This is a genomic window from Pseudomonas sp. BLCC-B112 (assembly GCF_028550695.1).
GTDB lineage: Bacteria > Pseudomonadota > Gammaproteobacteria > Pseudomonadales > Pseudomonadaceae > Aquipseudomonas > Aquipseudomonas danubii.
In genome coordinates this window covers 113,484-138,287 of record NZ_JAQQGK010000008.1, presented here as the reverse complement: position 1 = coordinate 138,287, position 24,804 = coordinate 113,484, and the positions used below count along the sequence as shown (strand labels likewise).

At 61.1% G+C, this 24,804-nt stretch carries 23 protein-coding genes and 1 riboswitch; of the genes, 10 read left to right on the top strand and 13 right to left on the bottom strand.

The genetic code is table 11. The features are described 5' to 3' along the window. Positions 1–9 precede the first annotated feature (9 nt). Positions 10–510, bottom strand: a complete 501-nt coding sequence (locus tag PQT43_RS21555) for a methylated-DNA--[protein]-cysteine S-methyltransferase (protein WP_102880882.1) — start codon at positions 508–510, stop codon at positions 10–12. A gap of 165 nt (positions 511–675) precedes the next feature. Beyond that, positions 676–930, bottom strand: coding sequence for a hypothetical protein (locus tag PQT43_RS21550; protein ID WP_102880883.1), 255 nt, complete (start codon positions 928–930; stop codon positions 676–678). A gap of 302 nt (positions 931–1,232) precedes the next feature. On the opposite strand from PQT43_RS21550, the gene PQT43_RS21545 reads away from it, so the two are divergent. The 3 genes from PQT43_RS21545 to PQT43_RS21535 all read left to right on the top strand — a co-directional run bounded on the left by PQT43_RS21545 (position 1,233) and on the right by PQT43_RS21535 (position 4,358). After that, on the top strand, positions 1,233–1,907 hold the full coding sequence (locus PQT43_RS21545; protein ID WP_102880885.1) for a response regulator transcription factor: 675 nt from the start codon (positions 1,233–1,235) through the stop codon (positions 1,905–1,907). Further along, complete coding sequence (locus tag PQT43_RS21540) at positions 1,900–3,231, top strand: sensor histidine kinase (RefSeq protein ID WP_102880886.1); 1,332 nt, start codon at positions 1,900–1,902, stop codon at positions 3,229–3,231. Before PQT43_RS21545 ends, PQT43_RS21540 begins: the two co-directional genes overlap by 8 nt. Before the next feature lie 224 nt (positions 3,232–3,455). Next, the gene (locus tag PQT43_RS21535; protein ID WP_102860294.1) at positions 3,456–4,358 is read left to right on the top strand and encodes a LysR family transcriptional regulator; all 903 of its coding nucleotides are present in this window, start codon (positions 3,456–3,458) and stop codon (positions 4,356–4,358) included. 90 nt (positions 4,359–4,448) lie between these two features. Here the strand turns inward: PQT43_RS21535 and PQT43_RS21530 are convergent, their stop codons facing one another. The 5 genes from PQT43_RS21530 to PQT43_RS21510 form a co-directional block, all read right to left on the bottom strand. Next, positions 4,449–7,181, bottom strand: a complete 2,733-nt coding sequence (locus PQT43_RS21530; protein ID WP_102860293.1) for a LuxR C-terminal-related transcriptional regulator — start codon at positions 7,179–7,181, stop codon at positions 4,449–4,451. A 308-nt stretch (positions 7,182–7,489) separates the two neighbouring features. Continuing rightward, a complete protein-coding gene (locus PQT43_RS21525; RefSeq protein WP_102860292.1) occupies positions 7,490–8,854 on the bottom strand; it encodes a DUF1329 domain-containing protein in 1,365 nt (454 codons plus the stop codon). 30 nt (positions 8,855–8,884) lie between these two features. Then, complete coding sequence (locus PQT43_RS21520; protein WP_102860291.1) at positions 8,885–10,777, bottom strand: DUF1302 domain-containing protein; 1,893 nt, start codon at positions 10,775–10,777, stop codon at positions 8,885–8,887. Positions 10,778–11,114: 337 nt separating this feature from the next. After that, a complete protein-coding gene (locus tag PQT43_RS21515; protein WP_267268878.1) occupies positions 11,115–12,797 on the bottom strand; it encodes a fatty acid--CoA ligase in 1,683 nt (560 codons plus the stop codon). Between the two features lie 171 nt (positions 12,798–12,968). Then, on the bottom strand, positions 12,969–13,598 hold the full coding sequence (locus PQT43_RS21510) for a LysE family translocator (RefSeq protein ID WP_102860289.1): 630 nt from the start codon (positions 13,596–13,598) through the stop codon (positions 12,969–12,971). 84 nt (positions 13,599–13,682) lie between these two features. Between PQT43_RS21510 and PQT43_RS21505 the strand changes: the two genes are divergently transcribed. The 3 genes from PQT43_RS21505 to PQT43_RS21495 all read left to right on the top strand — a co-directional run bounded on the left by PQT43_RS21505 (position 13,683) and on the right by PQT43_RS21495 (position 16,528). After that, positions 13,683–14,648, top strand: coding sequence for a 2-hydroxyacid dehydrogenase (locus PQT43_RS21505; RefSeq protein WP_110596345.1), 966 nt, complete (start codon positions 13,683–13,685; stop codon positions 14,646–14,648). A gap of 31 nt (positions 14,649–14,679) precedes the next feature. Beyond that, entirely contained in the window at positions 14,680–15,678 is a 999-nt protein-coding gene (locus tag PQT43_RS21500; protein ID WP_110652237.1) for a class I SAM-dependent methyltransferase, read from the top strand. Between the two features lie 50 nt (positions 15,679–15,728). Then, a riboswitch (yybP-ykoY riboswitch) is annotated at positions 15,729–15,852 on the top strand. A gap of 91 nt (positions 15,853–15,943) precedes the next feature. Then, positions 15,944–16,528 (top strand): TMEM165/GDT1 family protein, encoded by a 585-nt coding sequence (locus tag PQT43_RS21495; RefSeq protein WP_102860988.1) that lies wholly within the window; start codon positions 15,944–15,946, stop codon positions 16,526–16,528. A gap of 84 nt (positions 16,529–16,612) precedes the next feature. Here PQT43_RS21495 and PQT43_RS21490 read toward each other — a convergent pair whose 3' ends face one another. Continuing rightward, the gene (locus PQT43_RS21490; RefSeq protein ID WP_102881002.1) at positions 16,613–17,431 is read right to left on the bottom strand and encodes a M48 family metallopeptidase; all 819 of its coding nucleotides are present in this window, start codon (positions 17,429–17,431) and stop codon (positions 16,613–16,615) included. A gap of 274 nt (positions 17,432–17,705) precedes the next feature. Here PQT43_RS21490 and PQT43_RS21485 point away from each other — a divergent pair, with 274 nt between their 5' ends. Further along, a complete protein-coding gene (locus tag PQT43_RS21485; RefSeq protein ID WP_102860285.1) occupies positions 17,706–19,847 on the top strand; it encodes a methyl-accepting chemotaxis protein in 2,142 nt (713 codons plus the stop codon). A 101-nt stretch (positions 19,848–19,948) separates the two neighbouring features. Here PQT43_RS21485 and PQT43_RS21480 read toward each other — a convergent pair whose 3' ends face one another. Genes PQT43_RS21480 through PQT43_RS21470 form a run of 3 tightly spaced genes read right to left on the bottom strand, consistent with a single transcriptional unit; the run spans position 19,949 to position 21,064 of the window. Continuing rightward, positions 19,949–20,569: an SOS response-associated peptidase gene (locus PQT43_RS21480; protein WP_110652236.1), complete on the bottom strand. Its 621-nt coding sequence runs from the start codon at positions 20,567–20,569 to the stop codon at positions 19,949–19,951. 35 nt (positions 20,570–20,604) lie between these two features. After that, positions 20,605–20,865, bottom strand: a complete 261-nt coding sequence (locus PQT43_RS21475) for a putative signal transducing protein (RefSeq protein ID WP_102860283.1) — start codon at positions 20,863–20,865, stop codon at positions 20,605–20,607. 16 nt (positions 20,866–20,881) lie between these two features. Beyond that, entirely contained in the window at positions 20,882–21,064 is a 183-nt protein-coding gene (locus tag PQT43_RS21470) for a CPXCG motif-containing cysteine-rich protein (protein ID WP_016967048.1), read from the bottom strand. 139 nt (positions 21,065–21,203) lie between these two features. On the opposite strand from PQT43_RS21470, the gene PQT43_RS21465 reads away from it, so the two are divergent. Continuing rightward, on the top strand, positions 21,204–22,370 hold the full coding sequence (locus tag PQT43_RS21465) for a 1-acyl-sn-glycerol-3-phosphate acyltransferase (RefSeq protein WP_102860282.1): 1,167 nt from the start codon (positions 21,204–21,206) through the stop codon (positions 22,368–22,370). Positions 22,371–22,436: 66 nt separating this feature from the next. On the opposite strand, the gene PQT43_RS21460 is transcribed toward PQT43_RS21465, so the two are convergent. Then, the gene (locus PQT43_RS21460) at positions 22,437–22,718 is read right to left on the bottom strand and encodes a hypothetical protein (protein WP_267268884.1); all 282 of its coding nucleotides are present in this window, start codon (positions 22,716–22,718) and stop codon (positions 22,437–22,439) included. A 189-nt stretch (positions 22,719–22,907) separates the two neighbouring features. Here PQT43_RS21460 and PQT43_RS21455 point away from each other — a divergent pair, with 189 nt between their 5' ends. After that, positions 22,908–23,114, top strand: a complete 207-nt coding sequence (locus PQT43_RS21455) for a hypothetical protein (protein WP_011063378.1) — start codon at positions 22,908–22,910, stop codon at positions 23,112–23,114. Positions 23,115–23,204: 90 nt separating this feature from the next. Here the strand turns inward: PQT43_RS21455 and PQT43_RS21450 are convergent, their stop codons facing one another. After that, positions 23,205–23,789, bottom strand: coding sequence for a YajG family lipoprotein (locus PQT43_RS21450; protein ID WP_102860280.1), 585 nt, complete (start codon positions 23,787–23,789; stop codon positions 23,205–23,207). 208 nt (positions 23,790–23,997) lie between these two features. Between PQT43_RS21450 and PQT43_RS21445 the strand changes: the two genes are divergently transcribed. Next, positions 23,998–24,231, top strand: a complete 234-nt coding sequence (locus tag PQT43_RS21445) for a hypothetical protein (RefSeq protein WP_102860279.1) — start codon at positions 23,998–24,000, stop codon at positions 24,229–24,231. Positions 24,232–24,804: the final 573 nt, after the last annotated feature.

The following is a 24,804-nucleotide window of genomic DNA, read 5'->3' as shown; positions in this document are numbered from 1 at the left end:
AGCACTCACTCAGAACGCCAGTTGCAGCGTCTCCTCCCCCTCCAGCGCCAGCAGGAATTGCTTGGCTTCAAGCCCTCCGGCAAAGCCGGTCAGGCTCCCCGATGCACCGATCACTCGGTGACAGGGGGCCACAATCGAGATCGGGTTCCGGCCATTGGCTGCGCCCACCGCCCGCACCGCCTTGGGACTGCCAATCTGCTGGGCGATCTGGCTGTAGCTGCGGGTCTCACCGAAAGGGATGGTCAGCAAAGCCTGCCAGACCTTGCACTGAAACTCGGTACCGACGAAATCCAGCTCAAGCTCGAAGCGCTCACGGCTGCCTGCAAAGTATTCCCGAAGCTGGCGCTCGGCTTCCAGCAGCATGGGATGATCAACCGACTCCTGCAACGGCCCGAGACGTACCCGGTTCTGCCGTTCGTGCTCCCAGAGAATCGCCGCCAGCTTGGTCCCTCTGGCCACCAGGGTCAGTTGGCCAACGGGGGACGGCATCAGTTTGAATACGCAGGACATCTCAGGTCTCCTTCAATCCGTCAGTGGAATCGGACCCGGAACCCGGTGGTCCATGGCCGTCCTCTTAGTACGCCGACACTGTAAAACGAGATTCAAGCGCAAGAACCACGTTTCTTGCGCTTGAACTCGACGGCGAATCAATCTGAGTGCCGAGCGGACCCGAAGCTAATCGTCCTCATCCACCAGGAAACAGTTGTCACTGCTACTGCGCTGGCCATAAGGGTCGACAATGAAGGCCCCGCGCCCCTGGCCGCATTCGAGCAGGTGCACCGGGGACAATTCGCGCTGCCGGTCGATCTGCGCATTGAAGCGCATGATGTAGATCCCCAGGGAGATCGATACACAGAGAATCAGCACCAGGCACAGCACCAACTGATCGGTGTAGCTGGCGCCGGCCTTATCAGCATGCAGTGATGACATGCTCGGATCCCGCCCGCTCAACACTGTGGCCAATCAGTAACCAACTCAGGGGGCCGCCCCCTCCCAGGCGCCCCAAAGGTGCCTGGGAAGGCAGGACGCAGGCCATCAGGACGAGAAGTATCAGGACCTGTAGGATTCCTTTGACTACCGAAATCAGGTTCATGACTGTGCCACGCTCTGGAGTTAAGAAGAGCCCAAGCTTAGAGACGGCCGGGTTAACACCGGGTAAACATCCGCAGAAACCGGCCTGACTCCGCTATCCTTCGGCCCATCGAGCGCCAAGGGTCCAAGGGGACGTTTCCGTGCATATTCAACTGCTATTGGTCGAGGACAACCTCGACCTGGCCAACACCGTCATCGAGTACCTGGAAATCAGCGGCATCGTCTGCGACCACGCCAGCAATGGCCAGACCGGCCTTAACCTGGCTTTAAGCCAGCACTACGACGTCATCCTGCTGGACATCATGTTGCCGCGACTGGACGGCCAGCAGCTGTGCCAACAGTTGCGCCAGCAAGGCAGCCAGACGCCGATCCTGATGCTCACCTCGCTGGACGCCCTTTCCGACAAACTCGCCAGCTTCGCCGCCGGGGCCGACGACTATCTGGTCAAGCCCTTTGAAATGGCGGAACTGGTGGCCCGTATCCGAGCCCTGAGCATGCGCCGCAGCGGCCAGGCAAGCCGCCTGCAAGTGGCCGACCTGGTGATGGAGCTGTCTACCCGCAAGGTCAGCCGCGCCGGGCAAGAGCTGCATCTGTCACCCATTTGCTGGACCCTGCTGGAGTGCCTGATGCGTGCCAGTCCGGAACCGGTAACCCGGGAACGCCTGGAGACAACGATCTGGGGCGACGAGCCACCGGACAGCAATACCCTCAAGGTGCACATGCACCGATTGCGCAAGACCGTGGACAAATCCTTCGGCCAACCGTTGATCCACACCCTCCCTGGTATTGGCATTCAGATGAGGTCACATGCGTAACGGTCTGGGTCTGAAATGGGTGATCAGCGGCAGCTTCCTGCTGCTGATTGCCGTGGTGTTGCTGATCTACAGCCTGCTGCTGCCCGAATACAGTGTCCGTGGCCTGCTCTATACCGCCAGCGCAATGATGGAGGAGGAAGCCCAGTACTTCGCCAGGCATTACAAGAAAGATCCAAACACCCCACCGCCGCATAACTACTTCTATACCAGCGTCATCGGCAAGGAGGCGCTGCCGGAGAAAATCCGTCAGATGCTGGACACCCCACCCAGCCTGTCCTTCGGTGCGGTGCAGGCGTTTGGCGACCTGGAGTCCGATGACGAGGATGAAGGGCGGGTGGTACTGGCCCAGCCGCTTAGCGACGGCAAGACCCTGTACATGTACGACGTCGACCACGACAAAGAAGAAGGCGGTGAAGTGGAGACGCCACTGTCCGACGCCTACATCGAGCGAGAGTTGCGCGGCGTCAACTTCATCAGCCTGGCGGTGTTCGTCCCGGCGCTGATTATCATTGCCCTGCTGGTCTGGTGGCTGGTACGGCCCCTGGGGCGCCTGGCCCAATGGTCCTCCACCCTCAAGGATGCGGACGCGGTATCCAGTCAGCGGCCGAGTTTCGGCTTCAAGGAGTTCAACATGTTGGCCGATGCCCTGGCCCAAAGCGTGCAGCAGGTGCAGGCCGCCAGCCTGCGAGAAGGCCGCCTGCTGCGCTACACCAGCCATGAGCTGCGCACCCCACTGGCGGTGCTCAAGGCCAATATCGAACTGCTGACCTTGCAATCCGGCGGCGTCCTGCCGCCGCCCCTGCAACGTATCGAGCGCTCGGTATTGAACATGCAGCGCATCGCCGAAACCTTGCTGTGGATGAGTCGGGAACTGCCCGAACCCTTGCCCGAGGAGCCCATCGACATGAGCGGCCTGGTCACTGAACTGATCGAGGAACACCGCTACCTGATCGGCACACGGGATATCGAACTGCTGCTGGACATCAGCAGTACCCCTTGCCGCCTGCCTCTGACCGCCTGCCGCATCGTGGTGGGCAACTTCCTGCGCAATGCCTTGCAATACGCCGATGAGGGCAGTGTCGAGATCAATTTCGACTACCCACAACTGCGCATCGTCAACCGCATCCGGGAAGCCAAGCAGTTGGAGCCATCCAACGACTTTGGCTATGGCCTGGGTCTGGAACTGATGCGGCAACTCAGTGCCCGGCTCGGCTGGCGTATTGAGGTGCTGATGGAACAGCAACGCTTCACGGTCACCCTGGACTTCAATGCCGCCCCGCCCGCCGAGGAGCTGCCTGCACCGCAGAGCGCTCCAGAGGCGTAAAGTTGAAAACCATCGTCCTGGCCGAGATCGGTTAAGGCCAGGAAATACCTGCTCACAAGCGATGAAAAAACTGCCTAGACCCCGCCCTTTCCGACAGCGTTTGTGAGTATCGTTGACGGACAAGAAACCAAGCCCGGGAGGCTTGTCGGTGCATAACTTGCTTGCAGGAAGCGGGCTGCATCTTTCGCAGTGCACTCTAGAGCCGGATCAGAACGAGGTTCGCTGTGGCCGCCTACAATCTGCGTCAACTCAAGTACTTCATCACCACCGTCGAATGCGGCAGCGTCGCTGAAGCGTCACGCAAGCTGTATATCGCCCAGCCGTCGATCTCCACCGCCATCAAGGGCCTCGAGGACAGCTTCGGCGTGCAATTGCTGATCCGCCACCACGCCCTGGGTGTGTCCCTGACCCCAAGTGGTGCACGCTTCTACCGCAAGGCTCAGGAACTGCTGCGCATGGCCAAGGAGTTCGAGCAGAACGCCCTGGCGGACAACGACGTGGTGGCCGGACAGATCGACATCGGTTGCTTTGAAACCGTGGCACCGCTGTATCTGCCGCAGTTGATCGCCGGCTTCAGTGCCCTGTATCCCGGGGTGGAAATCCGCATCCGCGATGGCGAACAGCAGGAACTGGTACAGGGCTTGACCGGCGGTGCGTTCGACTTGGTGATCCTGTACGAGCACGAACTGGACGGCACCATCGAAACCGAACCACTGATGCCACCGCAACGGCCCTATGCGTTGCTTCCCGCCGACCACCGCTACGCCCAGCAGGCCCAGGTTTCACTGCGTGACCTGAGCCTGGAACCAATGATCCTGCTGGATGTGCAACCGAGCCGGACCTACTTCGTCAGCCTGTTCGAGGAACTGGGATTGACGCCACAGATCGCCTTCAGCTCGCCCTCCATCGAGATGGTGCGGGGCATGGTGGGCCAGGGCTTCGGCTTTTCGATTCTGGTAACCCGCCCCCACTCCCAGTGCTCCTACGACGGCAAGCCGGTGGTGTGCGTGGATATTGTCGAGGACGTGACCGGCTCCGGCCTGGTGGCGGCCTGGCTCAAGCGTGGCCAGTTGACCAAGCCGGCGCGCCTGTTCGCCGATTACTGCAAACAGCACCTGGCCCGATAACCCCGGGCCCGGCGCTGTATCACGGCGCAGCTGCAGCCGGTCGGCCGACCACGACGCGACCGCTACAAGCCCTGGCCGGCAGAGTAGCGCCTACCCCAGCAACCCCAACTCCTGGGCCCGTGCCACTGCCTGTGTACGTCGCTCAACCCCCAGCTTGCTGTTGATATGGCTGGCGTGGGTTTTCACCGTATGCAGCGAAATGAACAAGCGCTCGCTGATTTCCTGATTGGAACACCCCTGAGCAATCAATTGCAGCACCGACAACTCCCGGGAACTCAACGACTCACTATGAGCCGCCTCGGGAAGCTCACGGGGGGCAGCAGGCAAACGCTGCAACAGAGCCTGGGTCAAAGCGGTCGACACACAGTGCTGCAATTGCTCGCGCATCCAGCAGGGGTGACTGCGGATCAAGCTCTCGAAAGGTTGCACTGCGCCCCCCACTGCTGCTTCCAGGGCCTGGGCAAAGTCCCGTCGTGCCTCTGCGCCGCGCCCGGACGCCAGCAACAGCAGGGTTTTCTGGGTCAGGGCCATAACGCTCAACAACTGCCGACCGCTTTGCTGTCCATGCTCCACCAATCGACTCAAGCGCTGTTCGGCCCGGGCGGAGTCGCCCTTGATGGTTTCCAGTTGGGCTTGCTGCAATTCGATGTGCAAGGGCAACTGCGGATGGAACTCCGGCGGCGCCGCAGCCTGTTCTCCAGTGTAGGTCTGGCCCAGACGTGCCAGCCAGGCCTCGGCCAGGTCGATGCGGCCCTGGGCCAGCCAGAGCTCGCACTTCACCAGGGTGATCATCGCCAAGTAGTAGATCGGCGGCACGTCCCAGATATGCATCAGGCGCTCGGCCTCGGCCAACTCGGCAAAGGCCCGGGAAAACTCGCTCCGCAGGCCTTCCTGCTTGGCAATCACGCAATGGGCGATCAACACGCTGATGTCGCGACAGGCCCGCGCCTCCAGCAACCCGGCCTGTAAACGCACCAGGCCGGCCTCAGGCTGGGCACGCAGCGTCAGCAGATAACCTTCATACAGGGTCAGCCGGGCCCGCACCGCGTACAGCCGCTGAGCCGACAGTCCCTGCAGCCGTCGCAGCCCTTGGTGCACCTCCTCCAGCGCTCTGAGCACCTCGCCCCGCGCCTGCAGAACCCGGGCCCGATCGTAATGGGCCAGGGCCTCGAACAGCGGATTGCCGACCCGCTGCGCCAACTCCAGGGATTCGCGATTGAGACTGCGGGCGCGCCACAGGTCGGCGTCGGTAATCGCCAGGTTGGACAAGGTCGACAGACACATCAGGCGCTGTCCGTAACGCTTGTGCGGCAGGCTTTCCAGAGCCTCGCCGCAGTAGGCCAGGGTCCGTTCCCGCTGGCCCCGCCCGCGAGCGATGATCCCGCTCAAGGCCAGCCATTGCGCCAGCATCGACTTTTGCGCAGTGGCCGAAGGCGCCGGCAGGAAACGACTCAGGTGATCCGCCAGTTCCTCTGCCGCGTCCAACTGGCAGGCCAGGCCCAGGGCCCAGCTGTAGAGCACGATCAGCCGCGGTGTGCTGATCAACAGGCTGTCGGGCAGGTCCATCTTCCAGCGCAGCAGCATGCCGACGTTCTGCTCCGCCAGCAGTTGCTCCTCCGACAGGTTCTGCACCAGGTTGGCTGCCACATCCAGGTGTCCGGCACGCAGCGCCTGCTCCACGGCTTCATCCAACAGCCCCTGAGCGTTGAACCAACGACAGGCACGCAAATGCAGGCTGGCGGCCGGCACCAGGGTATTGGCCGTGGGTCGGGTACGCAGCAGATCGGAAAACAGATGGTGATAGCGATACCAGTGCCCGTGTTCGTCCAATGGCACCAGGAACACTTGGTGAGCCTGCAGGAAACCCAGGATCTCGGCACTGTCATGCGCTTCGCGCAGGGCGTCGCAGAGCTCGGCGCAGAAGCGCTCCTGGGGCGCCGTGTCATAGAGGAATGCCTGGACCTCGGCGGGCAGGCAGTCGATGACCTCTTCCAGCAGGTAGTCGCGGATCAGCCCTTCGCCCCCATGCAGTCCCTGAGGCAAGGTGCCCAGCGCACCAGCCTCGGACGCTGCCAACAGCCAGAAACGCAGCCCGGCAACCCAGCCCTCGCTGCGCTGGATCAGACTTTCCAGAGCCTCGCCGCGCAAGGAACTGCTGTGGCGGTCCAACAAGCTGAGGGACTCGTCATGGGTCAGGCGCAAATCCTGCTCATGCAGCTCCAGCAACTGTCGTGAAAGCCGCAGCCGCGCCAGATGCCAATCCGGACGCTGGCGGCTGGTGACCAGCACCAGCAGGCCGTCGGGCAGGTGATTGAGGAAAAACTGCAAGCAACGATCAAGCACCGGCCCCTGGGCCAGGTGATAGTCGTCCAGGACCAGCAACAACGGCCTGCTGCTAGACAGGTGAAGCGCCAGTTCGTCCAGCAAGCCATCCAGCCACTCTTCAAAGGCGAAAGGCTGATGGCGCTGGCGCATTTTCAACAGACCGAGAGACTGCCGGCCCAATTGGGGAAAGTACTGCTGCAAACCGGCCAGCAAGCGTTCGAGAAAACGCCCGGGATCGCTGTCCCGGCGGCTCAACCCCAGCCATAGGCTCTGCCAGTTGCCCGGCAAGCCCTGGCAAAACTCCACCGCCAACGAGCTCTTACCGAACCCGGCCGGCGCACTGACCAGCAACAGCCTGCCCTTCAACCCGGCACTCAAGCGTTCGCAAAGACGCGGCCGCTGCACGTATCCGTCGGGCAGAGGGGGTCGATAGAAACGCCCTTCCAACGCAGGAATCACCGCGCTGGCAGACCGTTGAAGGGGGGACAGCTCAGTCATGGCCAACTCTTATTGATGTAGGGTTGTCGGCGTAGCAGATGCCCGCAGACTAGCGGTAAAAAGCGACCTGTTGAAGATTTTTGCGACCATTCGAGTGAAAAAGACTATGACCAAATGGGTCAGATACAGCTGATTGATCAGTCGTTATTTCGGTTGTTTATCCGGCAACCTACTAATTCATCTGGAGAAAGCCTGCCGGAACAGCCTAGATTGTTGTGCATATCTGCGAATCCACAATCTTCCAGGCAAAAAAAAGCCCCGAGCCAGTCGGGGCAATTTCCGAGGATGCGGCCTCTATTTGCAGCGGATCAGCGAACCCCGTCCTGACGCAAGGCGGCTGGAGTGAAGTCGCTGGTGGTCGCGGTGAAGCCAAAGTCATACGCCTGCTTCTCTTCGTTCTTCATGCCCAGTGCCAGGTAGCGGCCGGACTGCAGGTCGTAGAGGGTTTCCAGGGCATACCACGGCACTTGCTTGTCGTAGTAGTTCTCGGCGTGGGCTTCGGCCACACGCCACAGTTGACCACGACCGTCATAGTGGTCGATCACCGCAGCCTGCCAGGTGTCTTCGTCGATATAGAAGTCACGTTTGGCATAGATGTGCCGCTGACCTTCCTTCAAGGTGGCGACCACATGCCAGACCCGACGCAGCTCGTAGCGAGCCAAGTCCTGGTTAATGTGCCCGGCCTTGATGATGTCCGCGTACTTCAGGCTCGGCGAGTCGAGCTTGTAGCTGTCGGAGGCGATGTACATCTCCTTCTTGCCTTCCAGTTTCCAGTCGTAGCGATCCGGCGCACCGTTGTACATGTCCAGGTTGTCGGAAGTCCGCAGACCATCGGCGGCGGTACCCGGGCCGTCATAGGAGACTTGCGGGGCACGGCGCACACGACGCTGGCCAGCGTTGTAGACCCAGGCCGAACGCGGCTCCTTCACTTGGTCGAGGGTTTCGTGGACCAGCAGCACGCCACCGGCCAGACGCGCCGGGGCCGTCACCTTCTGCTTGAAGTAGAACAGGATGTTGCCCGGGTTTTTCGGGTCGTAGTCCTTCATCTTGTCGCGGAACACGAACTGGTCCTGGAAGTACACCAGGCTGTAGGAGCCGTTGGCCTGTGGCGTGGCCTGGGTCACCAGACGGGTCACGCTGCCACCGCGATAGCGAGTGATGTGGTTCCAGATGACTTCCACACCGCTTTTCGGGATCGGGAACGGAATCGCGGTTTCGAAGTTCTCCAGGCCGTTGCCGCCGGACACCAGGTTGGTGCTGGTGGCATTGCGTTTGATGGCGGCGAACACCTCAGCAGGCACCGTGGCCCCGCGATGAGACGGGTAAACCGGCATCTTGAAGGTTTCCGGGTAGCGCTTGAACATCGCGTACTGCCCGGGGGCCAACTTGTCCTTGTACTGCTCGACGTTCTGCGCAGTGATCGTGAACAGCGGCTGCTCGCTGCCGTATGGGTTGGACAGGAAACCCTTGCTGTCCACGGTACCGGCGTTGGTTGCCAGGGGTTTCCAGGCGGGAATGGTACCGGCAGCGTTACCGGCCATTTCCGCGCCCATCGGCGTCAGGCTGGTGCCCAGCTTGGCCGCTTCATCGGCCGAGACCGCGGCCATGACCCCGGTGGCCAGCAGTGACAGTCCCAGCACACCGATGTGCAACAGACTCTTGGTGATGTTCATATTGTTGTTCTTCCTGAAAATGCAGTGTGCTTAGAAGTTCACGCCAACGCTCAAGGCGAGGAAGTCCCGATCATCCACGGTGCTGTAGTCGCCACCAAAGAAGTTGGTGTAGGCCAGGCTCGCGGTGTAGGTGTTCTGGTACTCGGCATCCAGCCCCAGGCTGATGGCCTTGCGGCCTTCCTCGAAGTTGGCGCCAGGACCTGGCGAGTAGCCCTTGACGTCATGGGACCAGGCCACGTTCGGCTTGAGGTTCACACCAGCGAATACATCCGGGTATTCCCAGATCGCCCGGCCGCGGTAACCCCAGGAGGTGGCGGTGGTGAAGCCGTCGTTGTTGCAATTGGAAGTGAGGTTACTGGCATCGGCTCCTGGGCCTGCGCCGGCAATGGTGGCGGCATTGAGCACCCGGCAACTGTTCTGTCCACCGGGAGTGGCAGGCAGGGCACCGGGGCCGAAGACAGGATCGCGGCCATAACGCACATCCGATTTGCTCTCCAGGCCACCCACACGAGTGATCCCGAGTTCGCCTACCAGGGTCAGGCGGCTGGCACCCATGACCTGGTCGAAGAAGTGCGTGAAGGTGGTCTGGAACTGGGTAATCTCTTTACGGCGATAGCCATGAAGGTCTTGTCCAGGAATCCCATCGAGCAAGGAAGCATTGGTGAAGTTGCCTCCCAGAGGCCGGACAGCAGAGTAGAGGATATCGGTGCTGTTCAACTGAACCGGCGCATTCGGCCGATAACTCAGTTCGCCGCTCCAGGCGGTCCCTGTAGGCAAGGTGGTGGAGAAGCTCAGCCCGTACAGGCGGATGTCTTCCGGATACTCGACAAAGTACTTCGAGTTACCGGCAATCCACACCGGCGCCAACGTGCCAAAGCCCGGGGCGATGGTATAGGCCGACTGAGGTGCACCGGTGGCGCTGAAGATCGGCGCACGGCTGTGATAGTTCATGAAGTAGGCGCCGAACTCGGTGTCCAGCGGCTCGAAGTTGTAACGGAAAGCCACACCGAACTGGCCGCTGTCACGAGCATCGCGGTCGCCACTGCGACGCACCAGCGCACCCTCTTCATTGACATCGACGCCACGAGCCTGCATCGCCGCCAGGGCCGCCCGGCCCGGGGCCGTGGCGGTAATGGTCGAACGCTTGGCGAGCAGACGCAGATTGTCGTCACAGCCATCGGAAATGTTGTCCGGCTGCGAGAAGAAGGTCCCGCAGTTGTCGGTAACGGTCTGGTCCCATTCCAATTGATAGAAAGCTTCGGCCGACAGGTTCTCGGTCAGGTTCTGGGAGATGTAGAACATGTTGACCGGAATCAGACCTTCCTTGACCTCGGCACCGGGACGGCGGAATGCCGACACGTCGATCGGGTTGATCGAGTTGATACCGCCGCCAATGAAGGTACTTTCACCCCAACTCACTACCTGCTTGCCCAAACGCACCGAGCCCGGTTCATCGGCGATGGAGTAGTTGTGATAGACAAAGGCATCGAGGATCTGACCGCCGGAGGACTTGGCGCCTTCCTTGCGGTTGTTGTCACTGATGTTCTTGAAGTCCATGTCTTCGTCTTTGAGCTTGAAGTCATACCAGTACTTGCCACGAACAAACACACCGGTATCGCCGTACTTCAATTCCAGGTCATGAATGCCCTTGAAGATCTTCGAGAAGGTCTGCCCCTTGTTGAAGTTCAAGTGGCCGTCATCGGTGGTCTGGGACAGACCCTTGCCGCCATTGTTGACCCCGATCAGGTCCTTGTTGCGTCCGGCGGTCGACCAACTGGCCCCCACCGACAGGGACGAATCGAAGCTGCCTTCGATTTCACCGATATTGAAGCTGACGCCGAATGCAGGCCCGGCGAGCGTGGAGGCGAGACCGACGGCCAGGGGCAGTTTCGCCCGGCGCCAGAACTGGTTTGCTGATGTCATCGACGCTACTCCATGTGCATTATTTTTATGGCAGTACGCTCTTCTGAAAACGCTTCGAATACCGGTTGGATGAACACTTGCCCGGTTCCGAGGTTGCATGGCGCGAGCACCCCACAGTGCTCCGTTGTTCAGAAAAATCCGTAGGCGGACTATATCCAGCAGGGATTACTGCTTGATCCCTCTAAAGTGTGATTTGCAGCCGACCACCGCATTGGAACAGTCCTTTGCCACAACCGTTGAAAGACGGCGCGGTAAGGATGGCTGAAAATCTCGTGAGCACAAGGCAAAGGCTTGTCGGATGGGCATGCCGTGCCCGGACGGGCACGGCAGAGGACGCTCAAAGCGTGGAGAGGAAGGTGCTGTTACTGGCTTGCCATTCGCTGATGTCGACGCGGATGCGCTTCTTGTCGAGCTTCCCAACGCTGGTCTTGGGAATTTCAGTAACAAGGGCGATCTGGCTGGGGATCGCCCACTTGCTCAGGTGCCCCTGCTCCACGAACGGCTTGAGGTGTTCCTTGAGCTCACGGGCACCAATCTCATGGCCTTCGCGGATCACCAGCAAGGCAAACGGGCGCTCGCCCCACTGTGGATCGGCGATGCCCACCACTGCTACTTCACGTACCGCCGCATGGCGACTGATGAGGTCTTCCAGGTCCAGGGAGGAGATCCACTCGCCACCGGTCTTGATCACGTCCTTGATCCGGTCACGGATGTCGATCACCCCCATACTGTCCAGGGTCGCCACGTCGCCGGTGTGCAGCCAGCCGCCCTCCCAGAGCTCGGCGCCCTTCTGCGGCTCGTTGAAATAGCCTTCAGTCAGCCAGGGCGCACGCAGCACCAGCTCGCCCTGGGACTCACCGTCCGCCGGCAGGAAGTTGCCCTCGGCATCGATGATCGCTGCCTCCACCAAGGGCCCTGGCACCCCGGCCTTGATCCGGTAAGTGGTGCGCTCGTCTTCGCTGCCCGCCATCAGTTCATCGTTGAGGTGGGCGCAGGACACCAGCGGACCAGTCTCCGACATGCCGTAGGCGGCCGTCAGTTGAATCCCCTTGGCCTTGGCCGCCTCGTACAGCGCACGGTTCAGCGCACTGCCGCCGATGACGATCTTCCAGCCACCGAAATCGGTGTTCTGGGCCGCCTTGGCATTGAGCACCATCTGCAGGATGGTCGGCACACAGTGGGAGAAGGTGACCTTCTCCCGGCGCCACAGCTCCACCAGGTACTCCGGGTCGTAACGCCCGGGATAGACCTGCTTGAGCCCAAGCATGGTGGCCACATAAGGCAGCCCCCAGGCATGCACATGGAACATCGGCGTAATGGGCATGTACACATCGTTGGTGCCTAGCAGGCGCACACTGTCGATGGAGCCCATGATGGTGGAGACGCCCATGGTGTGCAGCACCAGTTGCCGATGGGTGAAATACACCCCCTTGGGATTGCCGGTGGTGCCGGTGGTGTAGAAGGTGGTGGCCACCGAATTCTCGTCAAAGTCCTCGAACTGATACTGGGGGCTGGCGGCGGCCAGCAAGGTCTCATACTCGCCCACCAGATTCGGCAGTTCGGCAGTCTTCTGCGGTGCGTCGGTGAGCAGCAGGGTTTTCTCCACCGTGGTCAAGTGCCCAGCGATGGCCTGATACAGACCGACGAACTCGCTGTTGACCAGCACGAAGCGGTCCTCGGCGTGGTTCATGGTGTAGAGGATCTGCTCCGGTGACAGGCGCACGTTGATGGTGTGGATCACCGCACCGATCATCGGGATAGCGAACATGCACTCCAGGTAGCGATGGCTGTCCCAGTCCATCACCGCCACGGTATCTCCGGCCTTGACCCCGGCCGCAGTCAACACATTGGCCAGACGCGCCACCCGCTCGATCAGGGTCGGATAGGTGTAGCGCAACTGGTCGCGATAGATGATTTCGCGGGTTTTCTCGTAGCGCGCGCCGGACATCAGCAACCGCTTGATCAGGAGCGGGTATTGATAAGCGCCTTCGGCGGGGGGAATAACACGAGTCTGCAACATAAGAATCCCTTTTCTGACGGCTCGGTCGTGACTGGAGGATGACCACTCTAAAGTTCCCGTGCGCCGGCTAAATCAGCCAAAGGGATGATTTGCAGGGCCGCACCAATACTAGCTCCAGGCCAGTATTCGCGCGGTTCAGGAGATCCTGCGTGCCCTGTCCGGGGAGAGTGTTCAATGCATCTCGGTGAAGGCCAGTTTCACGCCGATGGCGATCAGCACCGCGCCCATGGTGCGGTCGAACCAGTGCCCCATGCGGGCGAAGCCGGCACGCACCCGTTGCTGACTGAAGAGCATGGCTACCAGGCAGAACCAGACTGCGGTGGCCGCCGCCAGATACACCCCATAACCGGCCTGGATCGCCAGGGGCGTGTGCGGGTTGATCACCACGGTGAACAGCGAGAGGAAGAACAGGGTCGCCTTGGGGTTCAAGCCATTGGTGACAAAACCGGAAGTAAAGGCACCGCGCGCGGTACGCTCTCCGGCTTCCTTGTGCAGGTCGTCCGCCGCCGGCTTGGCCGGCTGAGCACGCAGGGCCTTGTAGCCGATGTACAGCAGATACGCCGCCGCCAACCACTTCAGGGCGTTGAACAGCACGATGGACTGGGAAACGATCAGGCCGATCCCCAGCAGCGAGTAACCCACGTGCAGGAAGATCGCACAGCCCACTCCCAGGGCAGTCCAGGTACCGGCGCGGCGGCCGTGGGTCACGCTTTCGCGCACCACCACGGCAAAGTCCGGGCCGGGGCTGGCCACCGCCAGCAAGTGGATCAGGGCAACGGTCAAGAACTCGGTGAGGTACATGCAGGCTCCTGTGTATGTCTAATTATTTCATCTGTTAGGCTCGGCAGATTACGCCTTAGATCCCTCGTGCAAAAGGTACAGTTCATGATCAACAATCGCCGCGCCGTCTTCCTCGATCACAGCTCACTGGACCTGGGCGACCTGGATCTGAGTGCGCTGCATGAGTGCTTCAGCCCCCTGCAAGTGCATGCCCACACCCCCGCGGACCAAGTGACCGAGCGCTTGCAGGGTGCGCAGGTCGCCATCAGCAACAAGGTGGCCCTGAGCGCCGAGACCCTGGCGGCCTGCCCTGATCTGCAACTGATCCTGGTGGCCGCCACCGGCACCAACAATGTCGATCTGGCCGCTGCCCGCCAACAAGGCATCAGCGTCAGCAACTGCCAGGGTTATGGCACTCCGTCGGTGGCCCAGCACACCCTGATGCTGCTGCTCAATCTCGCCACTCGGGTTGCCGACTACCAACAAGCCGTGGCCGCCGGCCGCTGGCAACAGGCCAAGCAGTTCTGCCTGCTGGACTTCCCCATCATCGAACTGGCGGGCAAGACCCTGGGCCTGCTGGGCAATGGCGAGCTGGGCAGCGCCGTGGCACGCCTGGCCGAAGCCTTTGGCATGCGCGTGGTATTGGGGCAGATCCCCGGACGCCCGGCTCGACCGGATCGCCTGCCGCTGGAGGAACTGCTGCCACAAGTGGATGCCCTGACCCTGCACTGCCCACTCAACGAACACACCCGAAACTTCATCGGTGCCCGGGAACTGGCCCTGCTCAAGCCCGGCGCCCTGGTGGTCAATACCGCCCGCGGCGGCCTGATTGACGAACAGGCCCTGGCCGATGCGCTGCGCAGTGGTCATCTGGGTGGGGCGGCCACCGACGTCCTGAGCGTCGAGCCGCCAGTGAATGGCAATCCACTGCTGGCCGGTGATATCCCACGCCTGATCGTCACGCCGCACAATGCCTGGGGCAGCCGCGAAGCTCGCCAGCGAATCGTCGGGCAACTGACGGAAAATGCCCAAGCCTTCTTCAGTGGCGCCCCACTGCGTGTCGTGAGTTGATAAACTTCGCCACTTTTTTCGGGTGCGGATCATGGACACACGCAGTGAAGTACTGTTACGCCAGGCTCAATTGTTTCAAGGCTCACTGCTGCTGGCCGGCCTGACCGCGGATGACCTGCTCGGGCGTCTGCCCAATGCCCGTGGCTGGAGCTGGCACGCCGGTGACCACGCGGCCCTGGAGGCACGCTTTCCAGGCCGCAGCCACTTTGGCGTAGAAGCACCGGCAGAATCCTTCGACAGCGCCGTGCTGTTCCTGCCCAAGTCCAAGGACCTCACCGACTACCTGCTCAACGCCCTGGCCTCACGCCTGGCCGGACGCGAGCTGTATCTGGTGGGCGAGAAGCGCAGCGGCGTGGAGAGCGCCGCCAAACAACTCAACCCTTTCGGCAAACCGCGCAAGCTCGACAGCGCGCGCCACTGCCAGCTGTGGCAGGTCACGGTCGCCAACGCTCCCGAACCGGTGGCGCTGGAGAGTCTGGCCCAGGAATACGAACTGCCCCTGGCCGAAGGTCCATTGACGGTCGTCAGCCTGCCGGGAGTGTTCAGCCACGGGCGCCTGGACCGCGGCACCGCGCTGTTGCTGGAGCATCTGGATCACTTGCCCGCCGGCCACTTGCTGGACTTCGGCTGTGGCGCCGGGGTGCTGGGGGCCACAGTGAAGCGCCGCTACCCGGACAACAGCGTGACCTTGCTGGATGTGGACGCCTTTGCCGCCGCCAGCAGTCGCCTGACCCTGGCCGCCAACGGTCTTGAAGCCGAGGTACTGACCGGCGACGGGATTGATGCCGCGCCCATGGAATTGAACTGCATTCTGACCAATCCCCCCTTCCATACCGGGGTCCACACCGATTACCAAGCCACAGAAAACCTGCTGCGAAAAGCGGCGAAACATCTGCAAAAAGGCGGCGAACTACGGGTAGTGGCCAACAGCTTCCTGCGCTACCAACCCCTGATCGAAGAGCACCTTGGACCCTGCGCAATCAAGGCCGAAGGCCAGGGATTTCGGATTTATCGGGCCAAGCGCGGCTGACCTTCTTTTCGCAAACAAGGCTTGCCGAATGGAGTTTGCCTAGGCAGAATCCGCTCCGTCCTAGGGGAGTAGTCTCCCACGAGCGCCACGCTCGTCCGGCATGCGTCAACATACTTGGTCCTCAGACCATGGCGCATGCGACCCAAGAGTCCGCACAGACGGACCGCAGGGTTTGACAAGACCTATGACACGCACACCTTACCCGGGGCGGGAAGGCTGTACGTGTCATAGCCGTGTCGACCCGCCCCTTAGGAAAACCCTGATGATGCTGGATTCTCTCCTCGTTCCCACCGCGATCGTTGCCTTGGCCGAAATCGGCGACAAGACGCAACTGCTCGCCCTGATTCTTGCCGCGCGCTTTCGCAAACCCTGGCCCATCATCGCCGGCATCGTCGCCGCGACCCTGGCCAACCATGCGGCCGCCGGCGCGGTAGGTGCCTGGTTCGGCAGCTTCTTCTCGGACGCGACCCTGCACTGGATTCTCGCCGCCAGCTTCACCGCCACCGCCCTATGGACCCTGGTTCCAGACAAGATGGATGACGATGAAGCCACTACCGCACGCAAGTTCGGGCCTTTCCTCACGACCCTGATCGCGTTCTTCCTGGCTGAAATCGGCGACAAGACCCAAGTCGCTACCGTCATGCTGGCGGCGCAATATCCGGATCTGTGGCTGGTGATCATCGGCACCACCCTGGGCATGCTGATTGCCAACGTGCCGGTGGTTCTGGCAGGTAACTTCGCCGCGGACAAGCTGCCCCTGACCCTGATTCGTCGCCTTGCGGCGACGGCCTTCTTCATCCTCGCCGTAGTGGCGGTGTACAAGGCCATGCAGATCAGTGGCTGGCTGTAAATGAAATCGCCGGCAAGTCGACTCCTACACAACCTGCAGGAGCCGGCTTGCCGGCGAAAGCGTCAGCGCAAATGAAGCAATGGATCAGGACTTCTTGGCCTGCTCATACAACGGCATCACCTTTGGAATCGCCGCCTGCAAGGAGGCGATACGGCTGGTGGAAGCTGGGTGAGTACTCATGAACTCGGGCGGCGCAGAACCACCGGCAGCCTGGCCCATCTTGTTCCACAAGCTGATGGCCGCGTTCGGGTTGTAACCGGCGCGGGCAGCCAGCTCCAGACCAATCAGGTCCGCTTCGTTTTCATTCTCGCGGCTGTTGGGCAGAGTCATCAGCAGGCTCACCCCGTTGTCGCCCAGGGCTACGGTTTCCTGCGAGACACCGAACAGGGTAGCGATTTGCTTGCCTGCACCGACCGCGTACTGCTTGGACATCGCTTCACGACCATGCTCGCGCAGGGCGTGGGCAATTTCATGACCCATGACCGCAGCGATTTCATCGTCGGTCAGTTTCAGCTTTTCGATCAGCCCGGAATAGAAAATGATCTTGCCGCCAGGACCGCAGTTGGCGTTGAGCTCGTCGCTCTTGATCAGGTTGACTTCCCATTTCCACTGCGCGCAGTCGGGACGGAAGGTCGGTGCCTGGGCAATCAGGCGATTGGCAATGACCTGCAGGCGCTTGGCATTGGCACTGGTCTTGTCCAGTACGCCTTGGCTGCTGGCCTCACCCAGAGTCTGTTGATAGGACTGGGCGTAGGACTGGTTGACTTCAGCGCTGGACACCATGCTGAACATCGACTGTTTGCGATCCACACCCACCACGCCACCGCTAGTGGTATTGACCGTTTCACAGCCGGTCAGCAGCACAGCAGCGCTCAATGCACATACGAGTAACGACTTCTTCATCATGAAACCTCCCTGAAAACATGGCGCGTATCCTAAGGGCGGAACTGTGTCTGCGCCAGATGCAAAACACGCATTCAGTCGCAATTCAGATACATCCAGAGCCTGACGAAAAAACTTCACATACCGCCCAAGGCCGCCAACGGTCTGCAACACGCCCCCGCCAATAACGACCTTTAACCATCTGAAACAGTCATTTCTCCTCTCCAGGCTAATGACCGGTGAGGCTGCGGCCGATACAGCACGGCAGACCTAAATTCCTGCGCCCGGAGCCTCTATGAAGTTCAAGTCGATCCAGTTTTCCGTCGCCGCCCTGGCCGGTGCCATTGTCCTCAGCGTGGTTGTAGCCCTGGTGCTGTACGCCCTGTTCTCCGGGGCCAAGACCCAGCAAATGGTGCAGGAACGGACCCAGGCCCAATTCGAGCAAGTCATCGAACAGCGCCTGAGCGGCCTGGCGCAGACTCAGGTCAGCCAGATCCAACGGGAACTGGAGGCGCCACTGCTGATTGCCGGCGGCCTGGTGCGGGTCAATGCCCTGATGGGCACCCAGGACTCCCAAGGCCATGCCGGACTCAGCCTGAACCGTGAACAGCTGATCGCCCTGATCAAGGAGAACGTCACCCAGAACCCGAAGATCCTCGGCGCCTACATCGCCTGGGAGCCGGGCGCCATCGACCACAACGACGCGGCCTACATCGGCACCTCGGTGGTAGGCATGGACGCCGCCAACGGGCGCTTCCTGCCCTGGTGGTTCCGCAACGAAGACGGCAGCCTGGGCCTGGACAAGCTGGCCGACGTCAACGACCGGACCCTGCTCTCCACCGGCGTGCGTACCAGCGAGTACTACCTGTGCTCCCAGGACAGCCTCAAGTCCTGCGTCATCGACCCCGCTCCGTACAAAGTCGGCGACAAGGTGGTGATGCTCGCCTCCTTTATTCAGCCCATCCTGCTCAACGGCAAATTCCAGGGCATCGTCGGCGCTGACCTGTCGGTGAACTTCATTCAGGACATGCTGGTAGCGGCCAATCAGAAGCTCTACAACGGTGCCGGGGAAATGGCCCTGATCGGCGGCAACGGCCGTCTGGTGGCCTACACCAAGGATTCGAGCAAGTTCGGCGAGAAAGTCAGCGACGTGCTGCGCCAAGACACCGTGGCCAGACTGTCCAACCTCAAGCGCGGCGAAGTGACCTACAACGTCGACCAGGCCAACGGCCAGATTGCCCTGTACCTGCCGTTCGGTATCGGCCAGACCGATGCCAACTGGACGCTGATGCTGCAACTGCCCCTGGGGGCGGTGATGGCCGATCTGGACAAGCTGCAAGGCGACCTGGCCGAACAGCGCAAGGCCGACACCTTCGGCATGGCCATGGTCGGCTTGGTGATTGCTGGCCTCGGCCTGCTGGTGATCTGGTTGGTGGGGCACGGCATCGCACGTCCACTGCGACAGATGGTGGCCATGCTCGATGATATCGCCCAGGGCGAAGGTGACCTGACTCGGCGCCTGACCAGCGACCGGGCCGACGAGCTGGGCTCCATCGCCAAAGGGTTCAACACCTTCCTGGCCAAGCTGCAGGCAATGATCAGCCAAGTGGTGACCTCGGTGCAGAGCGTCAGCGATTCCTCGGAACATACCGCCGATATCGCCATTCGCACCAACCAGGGCGTACATAAACAGATGGTGGAAATCGACCAAGTGGCCACGGCAGTGCATGAAATGACCGCCACCGCCCAGGACGTGGCCCGCAATGCGACCCAGGCCGCGCAAGCGGCCAGTCATGCCGATCAGGCCGCCAGCCAGGGCATGCAGATCGTGCGCGACACCTCCAGCTCGATTGGCGCCCTGGCCGAGGAAATCGGCCGCGCAGTGGGCGTGGTGCAGACCCTGGCCAAGGACAGCGAGAACATCAACGCCATTCTTATTGCCATCCGTGGGATTGCCGAGCAGACCAACCTCCTGGCCCTTAACGCAGCGATCGAGGCGGCACGAGCAGGCGAACAGGGCCGCGGCTTTGCCGTGGTCGCCGACGAAGTGCGCAATCTGGCCCAGAAGACCCAGCAGGCCACGGAAGAAATCCAGTCGATGATCCAGCAGCTGCAGCAGGGCACCCGGGAAGTGGTGCGGGTCATGGAAGACAGCCAGCACAAGACCGACCAAAGCGTGGAGCATGCGGCCAAGGCAGCCCAGGCTCTGGAAACCATCACTCAGGCGGTATCGGTGATCAACGACATGAACACCCAGATCGCCAGCGCCGCCGAGGAGCAGAGCGCAGTGGCCGAGGACATCAACCGCAACGTGATCAACATCGGCCAGGTGGCCAACGAGGTAGCAAGCGGTGCCGATGAGTCCAGCGCCGCCAGCGCCGGGCTGACCAAGCTCGCCGAACAGCAACGGCGCCTGATCAATCAGTTCAAGGTTTAATCCAGCACCACGCCGCTGCTCCATCCCTCTTGGGAGCCGGCTTTTCGGCGAAGGTGGCGCAAGGCCCTTTCGCCGGCAAGCCAGCTTCTATTGCCACCCAATCAGGCGGGGGTCAGGCACTCGGGGCCGTTGAGCTTGGGGTCGTTGACTAGGTTGGCCAGGACCCGCTCGCGCAACGCGGCAGGCGGGCTGGCGAGCAAGGCTTGCAAGGCAGGTAGCGGCGTCTCGGGATCGAGCCAGACTTCCTGGGCGGCGGCATCCAGGATCAACGGGCGACGCAGATTGGCAGCCGCCTGAGTCACCACCGCAGTACTCAGCCAGACCTGTTCCTGCACCGGATAGGCCTCCCAGATCGCGGCAAAGAAGATCGACGAACCCTCACCCGGCGTCAGCCAATAAGGCCGTTTACGACTTCCGCCGCGCCATTCATAGAAGCCGTTGGCCGGTAACAGACAGCGGCGCTCACGGAACGCCTGACGAAACATCGGCTGCTCCGCCAGGGTTTCCGCCCGGGCATGAGCCGGAGTACGCGACAGGTCCGTCAGCCAGGGCGGGGTCAGCCCCCAACGGGCCCGAGCCAGAGTGCGCTGGCCGTTTTCGACCCGCTGGATCAGCACCGAATCATTGGGCGATATATTCCACTGCGCGCGCTGATCCTCGGGAAATCCCGGCAAGGCGGCAAAAGCGGGGTTCCAACGAAACAGGGCATAACGTCCACACATGGGGCAATACAACTCTCGGCAAATCGGCGCTCAGCCTAACAGACCAGCACCCCGGTAAAACTATCCGGTTCTTCAAAGGGCAATGGCTGGGCCGCATTGTACGCAGCGATCAGTTCCAGCGCCTGCTGCGCCTGATCATTCTCCACCGTCAGCCCCAGCAGTCCGAACAGCGGCAACTCCCCCGCCCCGCCCAACAAATCGCGCCCTTGCAGGTGTGCCTCGATACCCTCGCTCGCCAGCATGCACTGGAGCAACTCGCCTTCCATCAGATTTTCTGGCTCATAGATGCGCTGCATAAGAACCACGCCCCACTCAGTCATTTTCACTGTGGACATCGAGCATCCACTCCCGACCATCGGTTTGCAGCGTGAAGACAATGGGCCGGCAGCACACCGGGCAGTCTTCGATATAGGTCTGGTCGCCGGCGGACAGGTCCAATACAGCTTCTGCCTGTTCGCCACAGTAAGGGCATTGATAATGGTCGGTTTCCAGCATCGCCGTCTCCAGAGTGACTTATGCGTATAATCGCCGGTCTATTTGCAGGGCTTTTTTTGTTTGAGCTGAACTTTCAGACCATGCCCGGCTTTTTTCGATACAGACCTTTTCTTACCCTAGCCGTTTCTAACAAGAGAGCATGATGGGCGAATTCGATGCCATCCGACCTTACCACGACAGCGAAGTACCAGCGGTGCTGGCCAGGCTGCTCAGCGACAAGGCGTTTCTAGATATCCTCACCCACTTCCGCTTCCCGCGTTTTGCCAATACGTTCGGCTGGCTGCTCAAACCCCTGATTGCCCATCGCCTGCGCCGCGAATTCGCCGGGGTCACTTCGGTGGCGACCCTGCAGGACAAGGTCGAGTTCTACGTCGACCACACCATTGAACGTGCCACCGACGGCGTGACCTATACCGGCGTCGAGCAGTTCAAATCCGGCACCGCCTATGTCTTCCTGGCCAACCATCGCGACATCGTCATGGACCCGGCCTTCGTCAATTACGCGGTGTATCACGCCGGACTGCCGACACCGCGCATCGCCATTGGCGACAACCTGCTGCAGAAGCCGTTCGTCAGCGACCTGATGCGCCTGAACAAGAGTTTCATCGTCCATCGCTCCATCAGCGGACGACGGGAAAAACTCGCGGCCTATCAACTGCTCTCGGCCTATATCAACCATTCGATCCGCAACGACGTCCAGTCGATCTGGATCGCCCAGGCCGAAGGTCGGGCCAAGGATGGCGACGACCGCACCGAGTCGGCGATCCTCAAGATGTTCCACATGAGCCGCAAGGACGAGCCGTTTGGCGAGGTCATCCAATCGCTGAACCTGACCCCGGTGTCCATCAGCTACGAATATGACCCCTGCGACCAGGCCAAGGCCCGGGAGCTGTACATCCGCGCCACCACCGGCAGCTACACCAAAGCGCCAGGGGAGGATGACGTGAGCATCGCCAAAGGCATCACTGGCTATAAGGGCCGGGTCCACGTGAACTTCGCCGCCCCCATCAGCGAACTGTTCGAAGACACCAAGCAATTGGCCATGGAAATGGACCGGCAGATTCTCGGCGGCTACCGCCTGTTCCCGGTGCATTACCTGGCGTATGCCCAGTGGAGCGATGCCGACCCGCAACTGCAGGTACCGAGCGCCGCCGAGGTCTTCGCGCCACAGGAACTGGCCAAGGCCGAGGAAGAATGGCAGCGCCGGCTGGACGCCTGCCCACCGGAGCACCGCCCTTACCTGGTGCTGCAATATGCCAATCCGGTGCGCAATCAGTACCGGGTCAAGGCAGGCCTGGCGCTGTAATCGCGGCACTGCAACGCACAACGGCGCCTGCGGGCGCCGTTGTCATGTCTGCGGTTCAAGGATCGGTCAGAAACGCGTACTGATCCAGGACACCAGCAGTGCCAGCCCCAGGCAGGCGAAACCGAAGCGGTAGAAGAATCGGTTCATTCGCAAAGTAGCGGGGTCCAGCATGGGTTGCCCCAGCCCCCGGTCTTCACTCTGGATGGCCAGGTTGGCCAGGGCCCGCCGTTCACGGCAACGAGTGGCGTGCAGCAGCCAACTGCCCGGGCAAGCAAACAGTAGGGCCAGCAGGTTGATCAATTTGGCAGGGTGGGCGTTGAACATCGACCAGATCAGTTGCAGCGACATCATGAACCTCGATTGAAACCTGTATTCGGGTCGTCGAGTGCACCCGCGGCGCGGATTCTACTCAATCCACGGATAAACGCGGGGGCTTTCCGACCAGTAACGAGGTGTCGACCAATTAATTTGAAACGTCATCTTTTCGTCATCTAAACAAGCCAGTCTGTTGCCCCTCGATGCCCCACGGAGCTTGTCATGCTGCACGCAGAAAACCAGGATCGCCTTTACCTGATAGCCCCCAGTGAAGAACAGCAAGCGCTAGTGGGCGCACTGGCCTTCAACGTTCAGGACCGGCATTGGCTGGTGTATTGCGCCCTGGGCGGACACCAGCATGCGGACTTGCCGGAAACCGATCTGCTGACCGGCGTCAGCATGCTGGACTTCTACGTCGAGGCGGCCTGACACGCGAACAGCAAAAAGCCCGGCTGCCTGATGGGCAGCCGGGCTTTTTATTGACGGAGCCAGTAGCGAGCATGAAGCCGCAGCGGCGCCTTACTCGCCGAGGATTTGGCCGACGGTCGGGTCCTTGAACAGACGGGTCAGCGCATCGCTCAGTACGTCGCTCACCAGCTTGGTATTGGTGTCCTGGTTCGGCGCCATGCCGAAACGCTGGTCAAGGGAGGCGCCATAGCGACCGCTGTAGCGACGGTTGGCGTTCTGCACATCAGAACGGAAAGTGGCGCCAATGGTGGCCTCGGTCACGTACAGGCCCTCTTTGGGCGACTGGTACTTGAGCTCGGCCAGGGTCACGGTCAACTGCGGAGCATTGCTGCCGCCTGCGGTCGGGGTGAAGCCCAACAGACGTACCGCGGCTTCGGCCTGGGCCTGCAGTTTCGGCAGGATCTGCGCGCTCTGCACAGTAATGGCGCTGGTTTCCGGGTACAGACCGCCACGGGTACCCAGGGTCGGCGATGGACGTCCATCAACCACTTTCACCACCACCGGCTGGCCATGGCCGACGGGGGCCAACTGGGTCGTGAGCTTCGGCTCCGGGCTCAGTTGTTGCGGGCTGTGGGCGCAACCCACCAGCGACAGGCTGGTCACAGTGATCAAACCGAACAACAGGCGTTGCAACATGCTCATCTCTCCAGGAATCAGGCACAAACAGGGCCGCAGTATAGCGGTGCATAACCGCGACGAACCAGCTTCAGGCAAGAGTTAGTCAAGTCTCAGACAGGTGCCGTACAACCAGGTTCCTGTAACCTGCCGTTCACTCGCAATACATCATGATGTAACGGCTCAAGGGCACCCTTATCGTCAATGACCCACTCACAGGTGTTCGGTTATGAACTTCCTTCGCTCCCTGTTCGCCCCGCGTCAGCAGTTCCGCAGTTTTGCCCTGCTCGATGGCCAAGGCCGTTGCCGCGCCTTCAAACACTGCCCGGCGGCTCCCGTGGGTGACGGTTGGGTGGAAATCCAAGAGATTCGCCTGAACTGGTTGCACCAGGTATTACCCGCCAGCGCCCGGATCAGCCCACGCTGCGCCAGCTCCTTGGTGCGACCGATACTGGCCACCTGACCAACAGCCTAATAAAAGTCACGAAACAGGATCATTTCTGCGCATTTCTTCGTTACAATCTCCCCCCGATTATAAGGACGTCTCCTGATCGGGCCTCGCAGTACCGCCAACGCCACTGCATTGGCACCCCGCACCGCCCACAGAGAGCCGCCCACACAGATCGAGTGAAGCTGGCGTGCTTGCTGTACCACCTTGCAAACCTCCACTTTTCGCGAATCTGCAGAGCTGCCATTGCTCGGCCACTTAAAGCTGTTTGCCCGTTGTGCCCGCATGCCTTGCATGCCGGCAACACCGCTCGGGCCAGGTGCCAGGCCGAGGCAGCCCTTTTTTGAGGTTCACGTCTTCAAAAGAGCGTGAAAAAACGGGTTTTCACAACTTCACAAGAGTGTGGCGAGCAAATGAATAGTTTTGCGTCTGAACTGGCACCATTGGCCTCTACAACAGCCCGATTACACAGGACCGAGCACTCCTCAAGAACTGGTGCTTGAAGCCTGTCCGCTGACGGATTTGGTTGCACGAGCGGATGTATCGACCATAAGTCGAATTGCCTGAGGCGCCCCGAGATGCGTTCAT